Below are 15,918 nucleotides of genomic sequence, written 5' to 3'. Positions count from 1 at the left end.
GCAATTCAGCTATGCCAAGACAAATCATTAACCAACGTAGCGAGCACAGAGTCGCAATATTTGCCGATTTAACTCAATAGTTAATCGAGAGTTAATCGAGGGCTGCCAATCCAATTATGAACCAGCAGCATAGACTCTCACCTTTTCCTCAACACTTCTGACTAATCTGTCATTTAGTGGCGCTGTAGTGGCGCTGATTTTGCTATTGCATGAACTGCTGTAACTGCCGAGTTAGGCTATCGATGAGGTTCTCATCCGTGTTGAGGATTTCTTCTGCTTCAGCAATCACTCGCTGGGCGGTTTCAGGAGATAGCCCTAGCAAATCTACCAGTTTTTGATAGGCAGCCGCTTCTTCATCATTAATATTGTCTTCGTCAGGAGTGCGAGCGCTCGAGCAAATCACCTCATAGCCTAAACGCAGCACTAGTTCTCGCTCTTCTTGAGTTTGCAGCTTAGCGGTTAATTCCTCTAGCGGGATGTTCTGCATCATATAATCGCGCAGTTCTTGGCGTAACTGTTGTTGCTGGGTGGCTTCGGTTGCAAACAATCCACTGAAGCGATCGAGCATCACATCTACTTCTTCCTGCGCCAATTCTCCGTCCGACCACGCCATAGCCGTCACAATGCGCAACAAGTTCATCTGACGCGGTGTTATCGAGGGAGGGGGTGGAGTTTGAACCATAAGTAAAGCCTCCTGCAAGCTTCAATCAACAGCAGAATCCTATTGTCATTTTCACGTTACCATGCCCTTTCAAGACCACCGCCAAGTTTAAGCTTCTATTCGGAAGCCGTTACAGTTTGTGATGTAGACAAATTCATCAAATTCATGTTGTCTTCAATCTATCATCTTGATAAAACCGTTCAAGTGATCAAGCCAGTCGTTACCCAAATAGCCACTTAAAACAGTCCCTAAGTAGGAGGTCAGTGTAATTTCCACTGTTTAGGCTGAAAAAAGCGTTGGAAAATCTGGTCATGCGAAACTCCATTACAACGATCGCCCTGCTGGGATTATTGCTCCTGCTGCTGGTTGCGCCTTTTTCTGCTCTTGCTCCTCTGATTCTGATTGCCGCTGTCTTTTTAATTGCTCGCATTGGTTGGACAGTTTTTCAGATTTTAGCCACCGGAGAAGAACGCGATCGACCTGCCTCGGATGCAGACTAGAGAGAAACTAATTGAGGGCAATCAGCTTAAATAACAATGACAATCAGGTTTCTCCATCAAGGACTGTACTAGTGCATTCAAGGCCACAGCCGCCAATAGCCCACCGCCCATCGTCCCTTCGATCGTGATGTAAGGAACTGGCAGTCGCATTAGTTGACGCTTTGCCGCAGGAGCATGACTAAAGCCGATCGGCATGCCAATAACTAAAGCAGGCTGAATTTGGTGAGTAATAGCTTCACAGGTCGCTAAAAGAACCGAAGGAGCATAACCAATGATCACGATTGCTCCATTGGCAAGCTGCCGAAGCTGTTGTTTCAGCGTGACATCGTGCCAAAACGCCTGTTCTGCCTCGTCTGCGCTGTGGATGTGAGGATTATTGATCAGCGCTGTGACGGTGCAGCCTAGATGGGCTAGACGAGTTTGATCGAGGGCACTGGCTACTATCGCGCTGTCTACAATGATTGAACAGCCTGCTTTGAGCGCCGATCGGGCAGCCGCAATGGCATGGCGTTCTGGTTCGCGACTCAGCCGCACAAACGACACCAAACTAACATCACCACAGGCCAGCACCAAGTTTGCCAACAAATCGGTTTCAATGTCCGATCGACTCAGAGGCAAGAGCCGCTGCAATGACTCCTGAAATTGTTCAGGATGCTGATGCACCTGCGCATCCAAGCCATTCCATAGTTCCTCTAGACCTGCTTGCGTTTCCACTTCCAATTGTTTTAGCTGAGCAATGGCTTCTGCTTGTACGGTTTGACACGATCGATCGCGCCCCAACAGTCCTTCCAAGGCGGCTGCCGTTTGGCGTAGATGAGTCATCTGTTGAATCACCGTGCGATATTGTTGCTGTAACTGATCCATTAACTGTTGAGTCGGTTCAATTTCGGCATCCGCCTCTAACAATTTGCGAATGTGCGATAGTTGAAACCCTTGCTGTTTCAAGGCCACAATTCGCTTCAGCCGTTGCACATCTTGCTGGGAATATAAACGGTAGTTACTGTCCGATCGATTAGGTTGGGGCATCAACCCCAACTGGTGATAGTGCCGCACCATTCGAGGCGTGACGTTACCCACTGCTTGTGTCAGTTGCGTAATGGTTAATCCGTTCATGATTCTCCTGTCCTGATTGCTTGACCTTAACATTAATGTCAAGGTTTAGCGTAAGAGAGTTGATTGCATTTATATGGCTCATGACTCTCTCTCGCTTCAGAGTATTTGCAACGAATCATACCGATGCGCTGGCAGCCATCTTGTGTGCTGTCTTGGTGGCTTTCGGGTGGCTGGCGCTATATGCCAACTGGATCGGGCTAGCGTTGCTCATTCTGGCGGCAGCATATGTGATTGGAGGCTATGACAGTGCGCGAGCAGGAGTAACAACGCTAGTTCAGGAACAAGAACTGGATGTAGATTTGTTGATGATTGTAGCTGCTTTGGGAGCCGCTGGACTGGGGGTGTGGCGGCAGGAGTATTTTTTGATCATTGACGGAGCAGTGCTGATTTTAATTTTTGCCATCAGCGGAGCCTTAGAAGGCTATGCCATGCAGCGGACCGATCGTAGTATCCGCGGGTTGATGAGTTTAACACCTGATACGGCGCGGTTACTCCAACCGAATGGACAAACGCAAGAGGTACCGATTGCCCAATTGCAAGTAGGTGACACCATTTTGGTACGACCAGGCGAATTGATTCCAACCGATGCCCACATCAGCGAAGGCTATAGCACTCTCAACCAAGCCGCCATTACCGGGGAATCTATTCCTGTCGAAAAGACGATCGGCGATGAAGTCTTTGCCGGCACATTGAACGGCAACGGTGCCCTCAAACTAACGCTGCATCAGCCGCCAGAAAGTAGCCTGATTCAACGAGTGATTCGCTTAGTAGAGCAAGCTAAAACCGAAACGCCCCCCTCACAGCAATTCATCGAGCGATTTGAACGCGGCTATGCTCGCGTCGTTGTTATCGTAGGCATCCTATTGGCCGTATTGCCGCCGCTGCTGGGGAACTGGAATTGGGAAACAACGATCTATCGCGCCCTGATTTTTTTGGTAGTGGCCTCGCCCTGTGCCTTGATGGCAGCCATTATGCCCACGCTGCTTTCAGGAATAGCCAATGGAGCCAAACAAGGCATTTTGTTTAAAAACGGAGCGCAATTAGAGCAAATTGGCCGAATCAAGGCGATCGCCTTCGATAAAACTGGAACCCTGACCACCGGACAACCGGATGTGGATCAGGTGATTCCTGCCCCTGGCTACTCGGAATGTCAAGTGTTGCAAGTCGCAGCCAAGCTGGAAGCCTATTCAGAACACCCGATCGGGCAGGCGATCGTGACGGCGGCTCAAACCCAGCTTGAGGAACAACTCTCGTCTCCAGACACCGTGTTAACCAAGCTCGATACCCCAACCACTATTCAGGCTTTTCCCGGTCAGGGGATTTTGGGATGGCTCGATCGCCAACCGACAGCGGTAGGGCAGTGGCAATTTGTGCAGGCATACAATTCAGCCTGTCCCCCAACGTTGCAAGCTCGAAGCGAGCAATTGCAGCAGGCAGGAAAAACCGTCGTGTGGGTGGCGCAAGCAGATCAGATATTGGGGCTAATTGCCATTGCCGATCGGGTGCGACCGGAAGCCACCGGAACCATTACGCACTTAAAAACGCTTGGGCTTGTGCCAATCATGCTGACTGGAGATAATCAGGCAACGGCAGATAGCGTGGCAGCAACCGTAGGGATCGATCGCGTGTATGCCAATCTGTTGCCGGAAGACAAACTGTCTCTAATCCGCCAACTTCAGCAACAATATGGCGCGGTGGCGATGGTGGGGGATGGCATCAACGATGCACCTGCGTTGGCCCAAGCCTCGGTGGGGATTGCCATGGGCGTAGCGGGCAGTGATGTGGCCCTAGAAACGGCTGATATTGTGCTGATGTCCGATCGCCTCGAACGAATTGCGGCGGCGGTGCAACTAGGTAAGCGATCGCAACGCATTGTGAAACAAAACATTGTCTTTGCCCTCAGCTTCATTGCCGTGCTGATCGTCGCCAATTTTGTCGGTGGCATCAATTTACCATTGGGCGTGATTGGGCACGAAGGCTCAACCGTCTTGGTGACGCTTAGCGGCCTGCGACTGTTGCGATAGAAGATTACTGCGATAGAAGATCACTGAGAACCGGTTCGACAATCTGTCTGAGGATAGCTAAGTCGCCACAAGGTAAACTCAGTTGGATGGAACAGCTTTGCAGGCGATTGATACTGCTTATCTAAGCTCCAATCTTGGTGTTGTAGCGTTTGCTTCAGTGGGTCTGAAGGGTTGATCAGAAGTAAGCTTCGGCAGGTTTCTGGTTGAATCGAATGGGTGAATAGCCATTCTACTGAAGGCAAGATTTGGATGTCGATCGATGGAACCAAATTATGACTCAACGATACTAGATCGATCGTGGTTTCTGCTTCTGCTAAAAGTTGCACAGGTTGCGCTTGGTGGATAATGGCTGCGATGGCTGCATTATTCCAATTCTGTCCTTTCAGGTAGTCCGGCGAGCGGTCTAAGTTGTTGATACAGGAATAGATACTAATAGTAAACATTAAGGCGATAAGAAATCGTCTGATAATTCTTTGTCGAAGACTAGCCTCCTTCGCCGATCGGGCCGCTTCTGGATGGCGATCGTTTTCCAACCAAGCGGCCATTGCCCATAATCCTGCTAATTGGGAAGGAATTAAATACCGTGGAGTAGCTGCTGCTTGTCCATTCACTAAGCTATCAATTGCAATTAATGCCAATGGAACCGATGTGAACGTCGTTAGCACAAATAAGCTCACTTGCTTGGAACCATGGGCATAAAGATGATAGATGCCAAAGCTGATTAATCCAAGAATCAAAATGGCAGCCAAAGTCTGAACAATTGTATCAACACCAAATGAGGTAGAAAGCGGAACATCTAATACCACAAGAGCGAGACTGTATAACCAAACTGCTACCCGTACTAAGGGATTGATTGGTTCTCGCATCCAAGTAGTGTTTGCTTGCAGCGATCGCCAGTGTTGGACAATCACCCACAACCACGGCAAAAATAACAGCATCGTTGCGGTCAATATCAACAGAAACCAGCGCAGAGTTCGGGTCAATTGCCAGCCTGCCAACCACGCCACATACACGCCATGTCCTACCAGCACCAGCCCAGTCAGCAGTGAAGTATAAAGCCCCACCACTGCACTGAGACCATAGCTTAGCCAACTCAACCGATCGGAAAAGCGCACAGCCCGCAGCAGCAGAATGCATTGACTCAGTAATACCAACACCCACAAACTGTAGGGACGGGCTTCTTGCGCATAGGCTATAAAAAAAGGGGACACTGAAAACAAACACACAACCAGTTGGGTCGTGCTAGCTGATGTAAACAATGCCTGTCCGAATCTCCCCATCAACCATAGGGATATTCCACTCAACAGCACTGAAAGCGATCGCATCGCCACAACCGACAAGCCAAAGATTTGAGACCAAAGCCGAGCCAACAGGAAGTAAAGAGGAGCATGTTCAGGACTGCGAATCAAAGCCGCCCAGGTATCAGACCAATCTTTATTTGGATCAAGCCGTTGATAGCGTTGGAGATCGGCCACAGTGCGCACGTGTCCGTCTGCCAGTTGCGCGATCACCTGTTGCTTGGTGTAGCCTGCTACCCGAATGGATGTGGTAACTTCATCCACCCAGTAGGGACGATCGCCGAGATTGTATGTGCGAAAAAAGATTCCTAAAACCAGGAATCCAATGGTCAGTTGCCGTAACCAGAACGGAGCAGTTGCGCGATACTGCCGATCGCAGGTGTTCACAATAAAAAAGCTGAAGGCTCAGTTTGACCATTATGCCTCAGCTTCAATCCATTGATAACAAGGAATGAATTGTTATTTGGGAGTGTTATTTGGGAGCCGTTAGCTTCTCCCAAGCCGCTTTGGCAGCTTCTGATAATCGATCGCTGATCTCGGTGACTTCTTGTACCAGCGCATTCCAGTTTTTCTCTGCTTCTAATTTCAGTGTTTCAGCCGATCGTTCAATTTGATCTGGATCAAACAGCTTATTGTGTTCGATCGATTCTCGCGCTTGACGAATTAGCCTCAGATACGTCTCGCGAGTAAATTCACCTGCGGTTTGCGCTTCAGTTTGGGCCCGTTGCCGGATGGCATCAATCAACGCTTTTGTCTCGCGCTTAATTTCATCTGACTCCCCTGCTAGTTCCGATTCAATCAAGGCATCGGTTTGGTTAACTTCCACGATTGCAGAGGTATCAGACGGGGAATTTTCGGAAGTATTAAACTCAGAACTCATGCAAATGCCTCCATCATGTTTGACGACACTAGAAATCCGTTTGCATACTCAACCCAACCTAGAATCCAATCTTGCGACGCACACCTGATCGCCCTGCTAATTCTTGCTCAACTTGCAAAAGATTTTGAATACGAGCTTGAGTAGGAGGATGGGTTGAGAACAAGCTGCCCAGAAACTGACCTGAAATGGAATTGATAATTAGCAGCGGTTCAAACGAAGGATTCGCTTGCAAAGGCAGGCGGCGAGCTGTAGCGTCCAGTTTTTGTAACGCACTGGCCAGCGCTCGTGGGTTGCCAGTAATGCGGGCCGCTCCGGCATCTGCTTCAAATTCGCGAGTTCTCGAAATAGCCATCTGGACAACGGTGGCAGCCAAGGGGGCCAGAAAAATGGCAACAAGCATACCAATCGGATTGCCACCCTCCCGGTTGCGAGCACCACCGAACCAAAGGCTATATTGCAACATTTGAGCCATGTAAGAGATCGCTCCTGCGATCGTTGCGGCCACTGCCTGCGTTAAGGTATCTCGATTGCGAATATGAGTTAATTCATGGGCAATAACCCCTTCCAACTCTTCATCTGACAGTAGGTTAACAATCCCTTGCGTGACGGCAACCGCTGCGTGCTTAGGATCGCGCCCTGTGGCAAATGCATTCGCCCCTTGACTAGGAATCACGAATAGCCTTGGCATCGGTAGATCTGCCCGTTGGCACAAGCGCTCAACCATTTGATACAGTCCTGGAGCTTGTTGCCGACTCAGCGGCTGGGCACGATAGGCAGCGAGCGCAATTTTGTCAGACGAATACCAGGAGAAGAAATTGGTTACGGCTGCAATGATTAATCCAATCAGTGCCCCAGTTGAGCCTCCAATTGCATAGCCAATGGCAACTAATATCCCACTCAATAATGCCAGTAGGGCCAGTGTTTTAGCTTGATTCATAGTCAATAGTTCCTTAGTATAGGCGACTTTAGGTGAATGATGAACCAAAAACTGCCAGTCGCTTTGCTGACACCTCAGCCTCAAAATAATTTAATTTTTATTCACATTGTAGCGGCGGCGATCGGCGTTCCGGTTAGAAGAAACCCTTAAACTTCAGGTGTGGATTCCCTCCCTAGGGCCAACTAAGGCTCATACATAAAAAGGGCGGTCACAAGCCGCCCTTGCATCTAAATTACGGGACAATTCGAGGGACTTTAAGCAATCGAAGCAATCTTGACGTTACTGTTGGCTAACAGTTCTTGCAGTTCCTCAGCATCTACCGTTTCGCGTTCGATCAACATTTCTGCAAGTTTATCAAGAATTTCGCGATTCTCCATGAGCACCATCTTCGCCCGACGATAGGCTTGATCCACTAAATTGCGAACCTCGTCATCGATCGCTGCCGCAGTTTCTTCCGAGAAGTCACGTTCTGCCATGATATCGCGGCCCAAGAACATTCCACCTTGCGAACGACCCAGTGCCACCGGACCAAGGCGATCGCTCATGCCAAAGCGTGTCACCATCTGACGGGCCACCCGCGCCACTTGTTGAAGATCATTGGATGCACCCGTTGTCACTTCTTCTTCACCAAAGACAATTTCTTCAGCTAGGCGGCCACCCAAGGCTACAGCCATCTGGTTTTGTAAGTAGGAGCGGGAGTAAAGCCCAGAATCCATCCGGTCTTCGCTGGGAGTAAACCAAGTTAACCCCCCTGCCCGACCACGCGGAATAATGCTAATCTTTTGCACTGGGTCATAGTCTGGCATGAGAGCACCAACTAGTGCGTGACCGGCCTCGTGGAACGCTACCAACTGTTTGCGCTTTTCGCTCATTACGCGATCTTTCTTCTCTGGCCCTGCCAATACCCGATCGATGGCATCGTTGACTTCATCCATCGAAATTTCAGTCAGATTACGACGGGCCGCCAAAATCGCCGCTTCGTTGAGCAAATTAGACAAGTCAGCGCCTGTAAAACCAGGGGTACGACGGGCAATTTTCTCGAGATCCACATCTTTCGACAGCGTTTTGCCGCGTGCATGGACGTTAAGAATCTCCAAGCGACCGGCATAGTCAGGGCGATCGACCACCACTTGGCGATCGAAGCGACCCGGACGTAGCAGTGCAGCATCTAGTACATCGGGACGGTTCGTAGCCGCAATGATGATGATACCCGTATTACCCTCAAACCCATCCATCTCAGTGAGTAACTGGTTTAGGGTTTGTTCGCGCTCGTCGTTGCCGCCGCCAAGCCCCGCCCCGCGTTGCCGACCGACTGCATCAATTTCATCGATAAACACAATGCAGGGGGCATTGGCTTTCGCCTGCTCAAACAAATCACGGACGCGAGACGCACCAACACCCACAAACATTTCCACAAATTCAGAGCCAGAAATACTGAAGAAGGGCACCCCCGCTTCGCCTGCAACAGCCTTAGCCAGCAGCGTTTTACCCGTTCCCGGTGGCCCAACGAGGAGAACCCCTTTAGGAATTTTGGCTCCCACAGCGGTAAAGCGATCGGCATTCTTCAAGAAATCGACCACTTCGGCCAGTTCCAGCTTAGCCTGATCAATTCCCGCTACGTCATTAAACGTCACCTGGGTCTGTGGCTCCATCTGAACTCTGGCTCTTGACTTACCAAAGTTCATGGCTTGGCTACCCGGGCCATTCTGAGCGCGGCGTAGCACGAAAAATAGCACTACTAATAGCAAGAAAGGAATGAGGAGCGTACTTAATACTCTGGCCCAAACGTTATCGTCCGCTTGGGGAGAAACTGAGATATCGACCTCATTCTCCTGCAAAATGTTCAGCAGTTCTGGATCATTGGGTAGATTGACAAGTGCCCGTTGCCCATCGTTAGTTGTAACCTGCGCCCGCGTCCGATCGGCACTCACAATGACCTTCGCAACTTGGTTTGTCTCCACTCGGTCAATGAACTCGCTGTAACGCCATAACGTTGCATTTTGAGATGGCTTATCCAGCAAAGCAGTTGCCAAAAAGATGACAACCACTACCAAGAGGGCATACAGTCCCGCGTTTCTCCACCGCTTGTTATTCACCGAGGTTGTTCCTCCTAAACGTTTCCAATCTCAGGGGCAAATTCTTAACTTCTTAATATTTATTAATGTAACTCATCATACACGGATGCAGATGCGCTTGTCGCCCCAGTTGGCGCAGATTCCGATGTAACGAGCTTTCAAGAGAAGAGTTAGTTGCCTCGCTGATATCCAGGATTTGGATTGTTGTAATACCCCTATTTTGCCATCTTCATCTAGTTGAGGGGGGAATTTAGCTCTTTACTTTTGATGGCAACTTTATTTAATGCAATAGCCCGAACACTCATATCCTGAACCACCCTCATCCCTATCCCTTTTTGGGCAACGGGGAGCCAGATTGAAGTTCCGCTCTCAACGTGGGAAAGGGATTGAGGGTGAGGACTAAAATTGACAGCGGGGCAAAGGGTTCAGCAAATCTGGCTGACCTTACATGGCTGGAAATGTTGGCGATCGAGGCTCGATGGCATTGGTTGCCACAGAGTATGGCTAAAGTTTTACGATGAACCTGTGTTTGATTGTAACTAGGCGACTACCATGGAAAGTTAATTTGGTTCTTGCTAGTCTTTGTACTGTCTCAAAACGACTTTAAAGCTTGTCTTGCATGAACTCTGAACTTCCCGTATCTGCTTCAATACCCCCCATGTCGTCATCTCCAGACGAAGGAGGGGCTGCCGTTCCACAAGTTCGCTTTAAAGGCGAAGATGGGCGGCTGTTGCTGTTGTTGCCACCAGAGGTCGATACACCGTCGGCTCTGACCTGGGCTGATCTTTGGTTTCAATTCAAAAATCGACTGGGAGCAGGGGAGCGCTTTTGGCAACCCAATACTCCTGTTCATCTGATGGCTCGCGATCGCTTGTTGGACGGCAGACAGTTACAGGATATTGTGAATGCTTTGGCAGAGGTGCAACTGCAACTGAAACGGGTCTATACTAGCCGTCGTCAAACGGCTGTAGCCGCTGCGACCGCCGGGCTGTCGGTAGAACAACAAGCACCCGTGGGGCAACTCACGCTTCAGTCATCAGACCCAGCCGGTCAGGCTTTGGCTGAGCCATTGTACATCCAATCGACACTGCGATCGGGCATGGAAGTTCGCCATCCGGGAACCGTGATTGTCTTAGGAGATGTCAATCCCGGTAGCAGCATCATTGCCGATGGAGATGTGCTAGTTTGGGGGGCTTTGCGGGGTGTGGCTCAAGCAGGTGCGACTGGAAATAGCCGCTGTATGATTATGGCGTTGCGGCTCGACCCAACTCAAATTCGTATTGCGGACTTTGTAGCTCGTGCGCCTGAAACACCTCCATCCCAGTACTACCCTGAGGTGGCCTATGTAGCATCCGATGGAATTCGCATTGCCAAAGCCTCGGATTTCTCTAGAGATCGAATTGTGCCCTAACCAATGGCCCATCGATCGGGGTTCATCAACGTTTTTTAACGGTATCCAACATCATTTAACCTAACATCACTATCTCACACCACTGACAGCAACACATGAGTCGCATTATTGTTATCACGTCGGGTAAAGGAGGGGTCGGGAAGACGACCTGTAGCGCTAATTTAAGTATGGCGTTGGCGCAACGCGGGCACAAGGTCGCTGTTGTTGATGCAGACTTTGGCTTACGCAATTTAGATCTTTTACTAGGACTGGAGAACCGCATTGTCTACACGGCGGTTGAGGTGTTGGCAGGCGAGTGTCGCCTAGAGCAAGCGCTGGTCAAAGACAAACGACAGCCCAACTTGGTGCTGTTGCCAGCCGCTCAAAACCGCACTAAAGAAGCGGTAACGCCTGAACAAATGCGGAAACTGGTGAATGCGCTCACAAAAGTCTTCAACTACGTCTTGATTGACAGCCCGGCAGGGATTGAGAACGGCTTTTTGAATGCGATTGCCCCCGCTAAGGAAGCGCTTGTGGTGACAACTCCAGAAATTGCCGCGGTTCGAGATGCCGATCGAGTCGTGGGATTGCTGGAAGCCAATGACATTAAAGACTTACATCTGATTATTAACCGCATTAAACCAGCGATGGTTCAGCAAGATAAGATGATGTCAGTCGAAGATGTTCAGGAAATTCTAGCAATTCCGTTAATTGGCGTTATTCCAGACGATGAACGAGTCATTGTTTCCACCAACAAAGGGGAACCCTTGGTGCTATCTCAAGGCATATCATTGGCAGGAGTTGCCTTTCAGAATATTGTGCGGCGCTTAGAAGGAGAGAAAGTACCCTTCTTAGACCTGACGGCCTCTCATGATGATTTGCTCTCTCGGTTGCTTCGCTTGTTTCGATCGCGTAACTAGAATCATCCAAACTCCATCATTCAACTTGAGATTATCAAACCAGCCTCTCTGTCTAAAACTACCTAACCCTAAACCATTCACCTTCTTCATTAGCATTCTGAGCCTTGACTATCTTTGCCCATTTCTTCCGATGTTCCATGATCACTGACCTCCTTGAACGAATCTTCTCTCGCGGTGCATCTCCTAAGAGCAGCCGGGAAGCAGCTAGACGACGACTACAAATTGTCTTAGCGCACGATCGGGCTGACCTCACCCCTGCCACCGTCGATAAAATGCGTCAGGAGATTCTAGAGGTGGTTTCTCGCTATGTCGAAATTGATCCACAAGAAGCCGAGTTCTTTCTTGAAAGTGATAAACGAACAACGGCCTTAATTGCTAACTTACCAATTCGGGCGATCAAGCCCGAAGCTTATATTACCGCCGAACCTGCGCCTCATTCCTCTTCTACTGCTGAGAAATTGAGTACTGAAAAATCGAGCAATGAGACGACAAAAGTTGAACCTAAAGCCGAATCAGCCCCAAATCCTTCTAGGGTCAACGAATCAAATCCGTCGATTACCGCCTTCACTGAATCGGATGCAACCAACACAGGCAACGATCGCGACGCAAACCCATGACGCAAACCGATGACAGGATGAGCGCAGCGGTGCACCTCTGAAGTAGGAGGCATAACCGTCATTACAGCAATGGGGATGGGCAAAGTTTAATGGTTATGAAGAAACTCTTGATTACAGGTGCAAGTGGTTTTTTGGGATGGCACCTTTGCCAGCTTGCGCAACAAACCTGGCAAGTCTATGGCACCTATCATGCTCACCCGATCGAAATGCCTGGAACCACTTTATTTGCAATCGATCTAACTGATTTTTCAGCGTTGAGTGATTTGTTTCAAACCCTGCAACCGGATGCAGTCATTCACACCGCCGCTCTATCACAGCCAAATCTTTGCCAAGCTAATCCAGATAGTTCCCATCGCATCAACGTAGTAGCCGCTTGTGATATTGCAGGCTTGTGCGCTGACGCCAATATTCCCTGCGTATTCACGTCTTCAGAACTCGTATTTGATGGATGCAATCCTCCCTACCGAGAACACGATCCAGTCTGCCCGATTAATCTATATGGAGAACAGAAAGTTGCCGCCGAAGCAGGCATGAGGCAGCGTTATCCAGATGCCACAATTTGCCGAATGCCGCTCATGTTTGGGGCAGCCCCCACGGCTCCGAGCTTTATTCAACCATTTATTGAACGCATCCGCACTGGACAAGTGCTGAATTTGTTTGTAGACGAAGTCCGAACACCCGTCAGCGGCACATCAGCGGCCCAAGGATTGCTGTTAGCCCTACAAACTGCAAAAGGACTACTGCATTTGGGGGGACGAGAACGACTGTCTCGCTACGAGTTTGCCTTGATTCTGATTGAGGTGTTGCAACTGCAAGATGTGAAACTGAATCCTTGCTACCAATCCGATGTGCCGATGGCAGCCCCCAGAGCACCCGACGTTTCCATGGATAGCTCGCTGGCTTTTAGTTTGGGTTATGCTCCTGGGCTGGTGAAGGATGAATTAGAGTCCATTGTCGATCGATTGTAAAAATCAGCGCTTGATCTCATAGCGAATCAAGGGACGGACTTGATCGGGAGTCAACCCCAGTTCCTGAGCAATTGCAGCTTCTACTTGGCTAAATTCCAAGGTGCGGAATTCATACTCAAGCTTCTTGAGATTCGGATTAATAGTCTGTACTTCTACCTTTGAAAAGCCCTGATTGCGATGAATCTCTGCTTCAATTGACACAATTGCAATGGGAATCTTGGTCTCTAGTTGGCTGTTTGCTTGCAGTTGCGCAACGGTTTCTTGGGGCTGTTCAATAGCATAGTTGATCACCGTTCCACCGCCAAGCCAAAACAGCACCCCCAGAAGTGGTAACGGCAACCAAAACTCTAAACCTAAGGCGGCTAACGCTTTCCACCATTCAGACGATCGCATGATTCTGATCTGATTCTTCTTCTTCACTGTACTCGGTACTATCGTGACAGGAAAATGAGGGTTTAGGACGCCACCATGCGAATTTTATTAGTTGAAGACGATCGGGATCTGCTAGAGCCACTTCAAGAAGCACTCAATGAGTTTGGGCATGTGGTGGATGCGATTGACACGGGAGATGTGGCGCAATGGCTGATGTCCGAGAAAGACTATGATTTGCTAGTGTTGGATTGGATGCTCCCTGGAGTGTCTGGATTGCAACTGTGTCAGCACTATCGGCACTTGGGTAAAGCGGCTCCTATATTGATGTTGACTGCCAAAGATACCACCTTTGACAAAGTAGCAGGGCTAGATGCTGGAGCCGATGATTACTTAGTCAAACCTGTAGATTTAATGGAATTTTTGGCGCGAGTGCGGGCGTTGGGCAGACGATCGCCCCTTTGGCGAGGAGATGTCCTAACGGTGGCAGACCTGCAATTGCAGGTGAACTCTCTCACCTTGGAACGAAATGATCAAAAGATAGAGTTGTCGAACCGCGAATTTCAGCTAATTGAGTACCTCATGCGTCACCCCAATCAAGTCTTGTCACGTCAGCAAATTGAACAAGCCATTTGGCCCTGGGGAGAAGAACCGGAGAGCAACGCCATTTCCACCCTGATTCGTCGTCTGCGTCAACGGCTTCGATTGCTTCATGCCGACCATTGGATCGAAACGGTCTATGGGTTGGGATATCGGCTCAACCCACCTAGCCCTGATCAACCTGATCAACAACCTGATCAATAGGGATTGCTATGTTTCGTCACAGTCGCCGAATGCTCGCTCGCTGGTTTACTGGATCGATGGGTAGTATTCTGGTTCTGTTTGCGGCTGCTTTGTTCTGGCTTGAAACTCAAGATCAAATGCGATCGTTTGATCAAGTGCTGTACAACAAAGTGCAAACAATGGCATCGTCGGTGAAATATGAGCTACGTCGCGGACAGTGGCAGGTAAACCTCAACGAAATTCCAATTTTGGGACGGAAAACCATGCCGTTTGATCATGAGGTGGTTTATGTGCGCTGGTACAACGAGGCAGGACAGTTGACCCATTTCACGGGTATAGTGCCGCCTGAGCAGTTAGCAACCTCTGCAAATTTTGTGACATTGCGTCTTTCTACATCTGATGAATCTGACACGCTTCAGCCACAACTGGTACGTCAAGCAACGTTACCAGTCTATCGGGATGATGTGCTGCTTGGATATCTACAAGTAGCAGTTCCCTTAACGCCAGTGCTGACAAGCCTACAGCAATTACGTCTATTTTTGGCGATCGGAGTACCGCTCTCACTGGGTGCCATTGGGCTGACAGGTTGGGTTCTAGGAGGCTATGCCATGCAACCCATTCGTCGCTCCTACGAACAACTACAGCGCTTCACCGCTGACGCCTCCCACGAACTGCGCGTTCCTCTGGCTGCCATGCTCAGCACTATTCAACTGGGCTTGCTGAAGCCCGCCACCGATCGCCAACAGCAAGAGCAGCGCCTGAACAAATTGGCAAACATTACCAAATCAATGAATGCGTTGGTCAACAATCTATTGTTTTTAGCTCGACACGAGGGTGCACTATCGCCAGCTTCTTTGCAACCGATCGATTTGGTTGCCTTGCTACAGGACGTAGCGATGATCTATGCTGCCGAAGCAACCACTCATGGTTTAATATTTTTTAGCCACTTACCAGAGCGATCGATCAATCTGCAAGCGGATGCAGAACTATTGCGGCAAGCTGTGATCAATTTGCTCAGCAATGCCATCAAATACACGCCAGCCGGTGGCAAGGTACAGTTATTCCTGACGCTACAATCACGCCAAGCTGTGATCCGTGTAGAGGACAGTGGCATCGGTATTCCGGCAGCAGATTTACCACATATCTTCGATCGCTTTTACCGAGTTGATCAGGCCCGCACTCCCGACCGGCGATCGAGCCAACCAGGTAGCTTTGGATTAGGGTTGGCGATTGTGCAACAGATTGTGCAAGCGCATGGGGGGCACATTAGCGTCACCAGTCAAGAAGGGCAAGGATCGTGCTTTCAGATTGAGCTACCAATAAAAAGAATCAAGGATGAAAAGCAAGCAAGCAATAATTGCAACTAGACCTATCTGCCTAAGT

General features: G+C 49.5%; 15 protein-coding genes. 8 read left to right on the top strand and 7 right to left on the bottom strand.

The features are described from left to right. Positions 1-202: 202 nt before the first annotated feature. Positions 203-682, bottom strand: a complete 480-nt coding sequence (locus OXH18_RS08960; RefSeq protein ID WP_268612199.1) for a tellurite resistance TerB family protein — start codon at positions 680-682, stop codon at positions 203-205. 290 nt (positions 683-972) lie between these two features. On the opposite strand from OXH18_RS08960, the gene OXH18_RS08955 reads away from it, so the two are divergent. Beyond that, a complete protein-coding gene (locus OXH18_RS08955; RefSeq protein WP_268612197.1) occupies positions 973-1,161 on the top strand; it encodes a hypothetical protein in 189 nt (62 codons plus the stop codon). A gap of 21 nt (positions 1,162-1,182) precedes the next feature. On the opposite strand, the gene OXH18_RS08950 is transcribed toward OXH18_RS08955, so the two are convergent. Further along, positions 1,183-2,274 carry a precorrin-8X methylmutase gene (locus OXH18_RS08950; protein WP_268612196.1) on the bottom strand — a complete coding sequence of 364 codons (1,092 nt, stop codon included), beginning with the start codon at positions 2,272-2,274 and terminating at the stop codon, positions 1,183-1,185. Positions 2,275-2,354: 80 nt separating this feature from the next. On the opposite strand from OXH18_RS08950, the gene OXH18_RS08945 reads away from it, so the two are divergent. After that, a complete protein-coding gene (locus tag OXH18_RS08945; RefSeq protein ID WP_268612195.1) occupies positions 2,355-4,298 on the top strand; it encodes a heavy metal translocating P-type ATPase in 1,944 nt (647 codons plus the stop codon). Between the two features lie 20 nt (positions 4,299-4,318). On the opposite strand, the gene OXH18_RS08940 is transcribed toward OXH18_RS08945, so the two are convergent. The 4 genes from OXH18_RS08940 to ftsH3 form a co-directional block, all read right to left on the bottom strand. Continuing rightward, positions 4,319-5,983 (bottom strand): glycosyltransferase family 39 protein, encoded by a 1,665-nt coding sequence (locus OXH18_RS08940; protein WP_268612194.1) that lies wholly within the window; start codon positions 5,981-5,983, stop codon positions 4,319-4,321. A gap of 85 nt (positions 5,984-6,068) precedes the next feature. Continuing rightward, positions 6,069-6,476 (bottom strand): hypothetical protein, encoded by a 408-nt coding sequence (locus tag OXH18_RS08935; RefSeq protein WP_268612193.1) that lies wholly within the window; start codon positions 6,474-6,476, stop codon positions 6,069-6,071. 58 nt (positions 6,477-6,534) lie between these two features. Then, positions 6,535-7,413, bottom strand: a complete 879-nt coding sequence (locus tag OXH18_RS08930; protein ID WP_268612191.1) for a zinc metalloprotease HtpX — start codon at positions 7,411-7,413, stop codon at positions 6,535-6,537. Positions 7,414-7,667: 254 nt separating this feature from the next. Then, positions 7,668-9,509, bottom strand: a complete 1,842-nt coding sequence (gene ftsH3, locus OXH18_RS08925) for an ATP-dependent zinc metalloprotease FtsH3 (RefSeq protein WP_268612190.1) — start codon at positions 9,507-9,509, stop codon at positions 7,668-7,670. A 637-nt stretch (positions 9,510-10,146) separates the two neighbouring features. Here ftsH3 and minC point away from each other — a divergent pair. From minC to OXH18_RS08905, 4 genes are all read left to right on the top strand, one after another. Then, on the top strand, positions 10,147-10,899 hold the full coding sequence (gene minC, locus OXH18_RS08920; protein ID WP_268612189.1) for a septum site-determining protein MinC: 753 nt from the start codon (positions 10,147-10,149) through the stop codon (positions 10,897-10,899). Positions 10,900-10,994: 95 nt separating this feature from the next. Continuing rightward, positions 10,995-11,798: a septum site-determining protein MinD gene (gene minD, locus OXH18_RS08915; protein ID WP_268612188.1), complete on the top strand. Its 804-nt coding sequence runs from the start codon at positions 10,995-10,997 to the stop codon at positions 11,796-11,798. Positions 11,799-11,935: 137 nt separating this feature from the next. Further along, positions 11,936-12,415, top strand: a complete 480-nt coding sequence (gene minE / locus OXH18_RS08910) for a cell division topological specificity factor MinE (protein ID WP_268612187.1) — start codon at positions 11,936-11,938, stop codon at positions 12,413-12,415. A gap of 95 nt (positions 12,416-12,510) precedes the next feature. Continuing rightward, positions 12,511-13,383 (top strand): SDR family oxidoreductase, encoded by an 873-nt coding sequence (locus OXH18_RS08905; RefSeq protein WP_268612185.1) that lies wholly within the window; start codon positions 12,511-12,513, stop codon positions 13,381-13,383. A 3-nt stretch (positions 13,384-13,386) separates the two neighbouring features. Here OXH18_RS08905 and OXH18_RS08900 read toward each other — a convergent pair whose 3' ends face one another. Further along, positions 13,387-13,776 carry a hypothetical protein gene (locus OXH18_RS08900; RefSeq protein WP_268612183.1) on the bottom strand — a complete coding sequence of 130 codons (390 nt, stop codon included), beginning with the start codon at positions 13,774-13,776 and terminating at the stop codon, positions 13,387-13,389. A 75-nt stretch (positions 13,777-13,851) separates the two neighbouring features. Between OXH18_RS08900 and rppA the strand changes: the two genes are divergently transcribed. Together rppA and OXH18_RS08890 are read left to right on the top strand one after the other, a co-directional pair. After that, positions 13,852-14,556: a two-component system response regulator RppA gene (gene rppA, locus OXH18_RS08895; RefSeq protein WP_268612181.1), complete on the top strand. Its 705-nt coding sequence runs from the start codon at positions 13,852-13,854 to the stop codon at positions 14,554-14,556. Between the two features lie 8 nt (positions 14,557-14,564). After that, the gene (locus OXH18_RS08890; RefSeq protein ID WP_268612180.1) at positions 14,565-15,902 is read left to right on the top strand and encodes a sensor histidine kinase; all 1,338 of its coding nucleotides are present in this window, start codon (positions 14,565-14,567) and stop codon (positions 15,900-15,902) included. Positions 15,903-15,918: the final 16 nt, after the last annotated feature.

It is taken from the genome of Thermocoleostomius sinensis A174 (assembly GCF_026802175.1).
In the GTDB taxonomy this organism is placed as follows: Bacteria; Cyanobacteriota; Cyanobacteriia; order Elainellales; family Elainellaceae; genus Thermocoleostomius; species Thermocoleostomius sinensis.
Note: the sequence above shows the minus strand (reverse complement) of the source record. Positions and strands in the feature narration are given on the sequence as shown.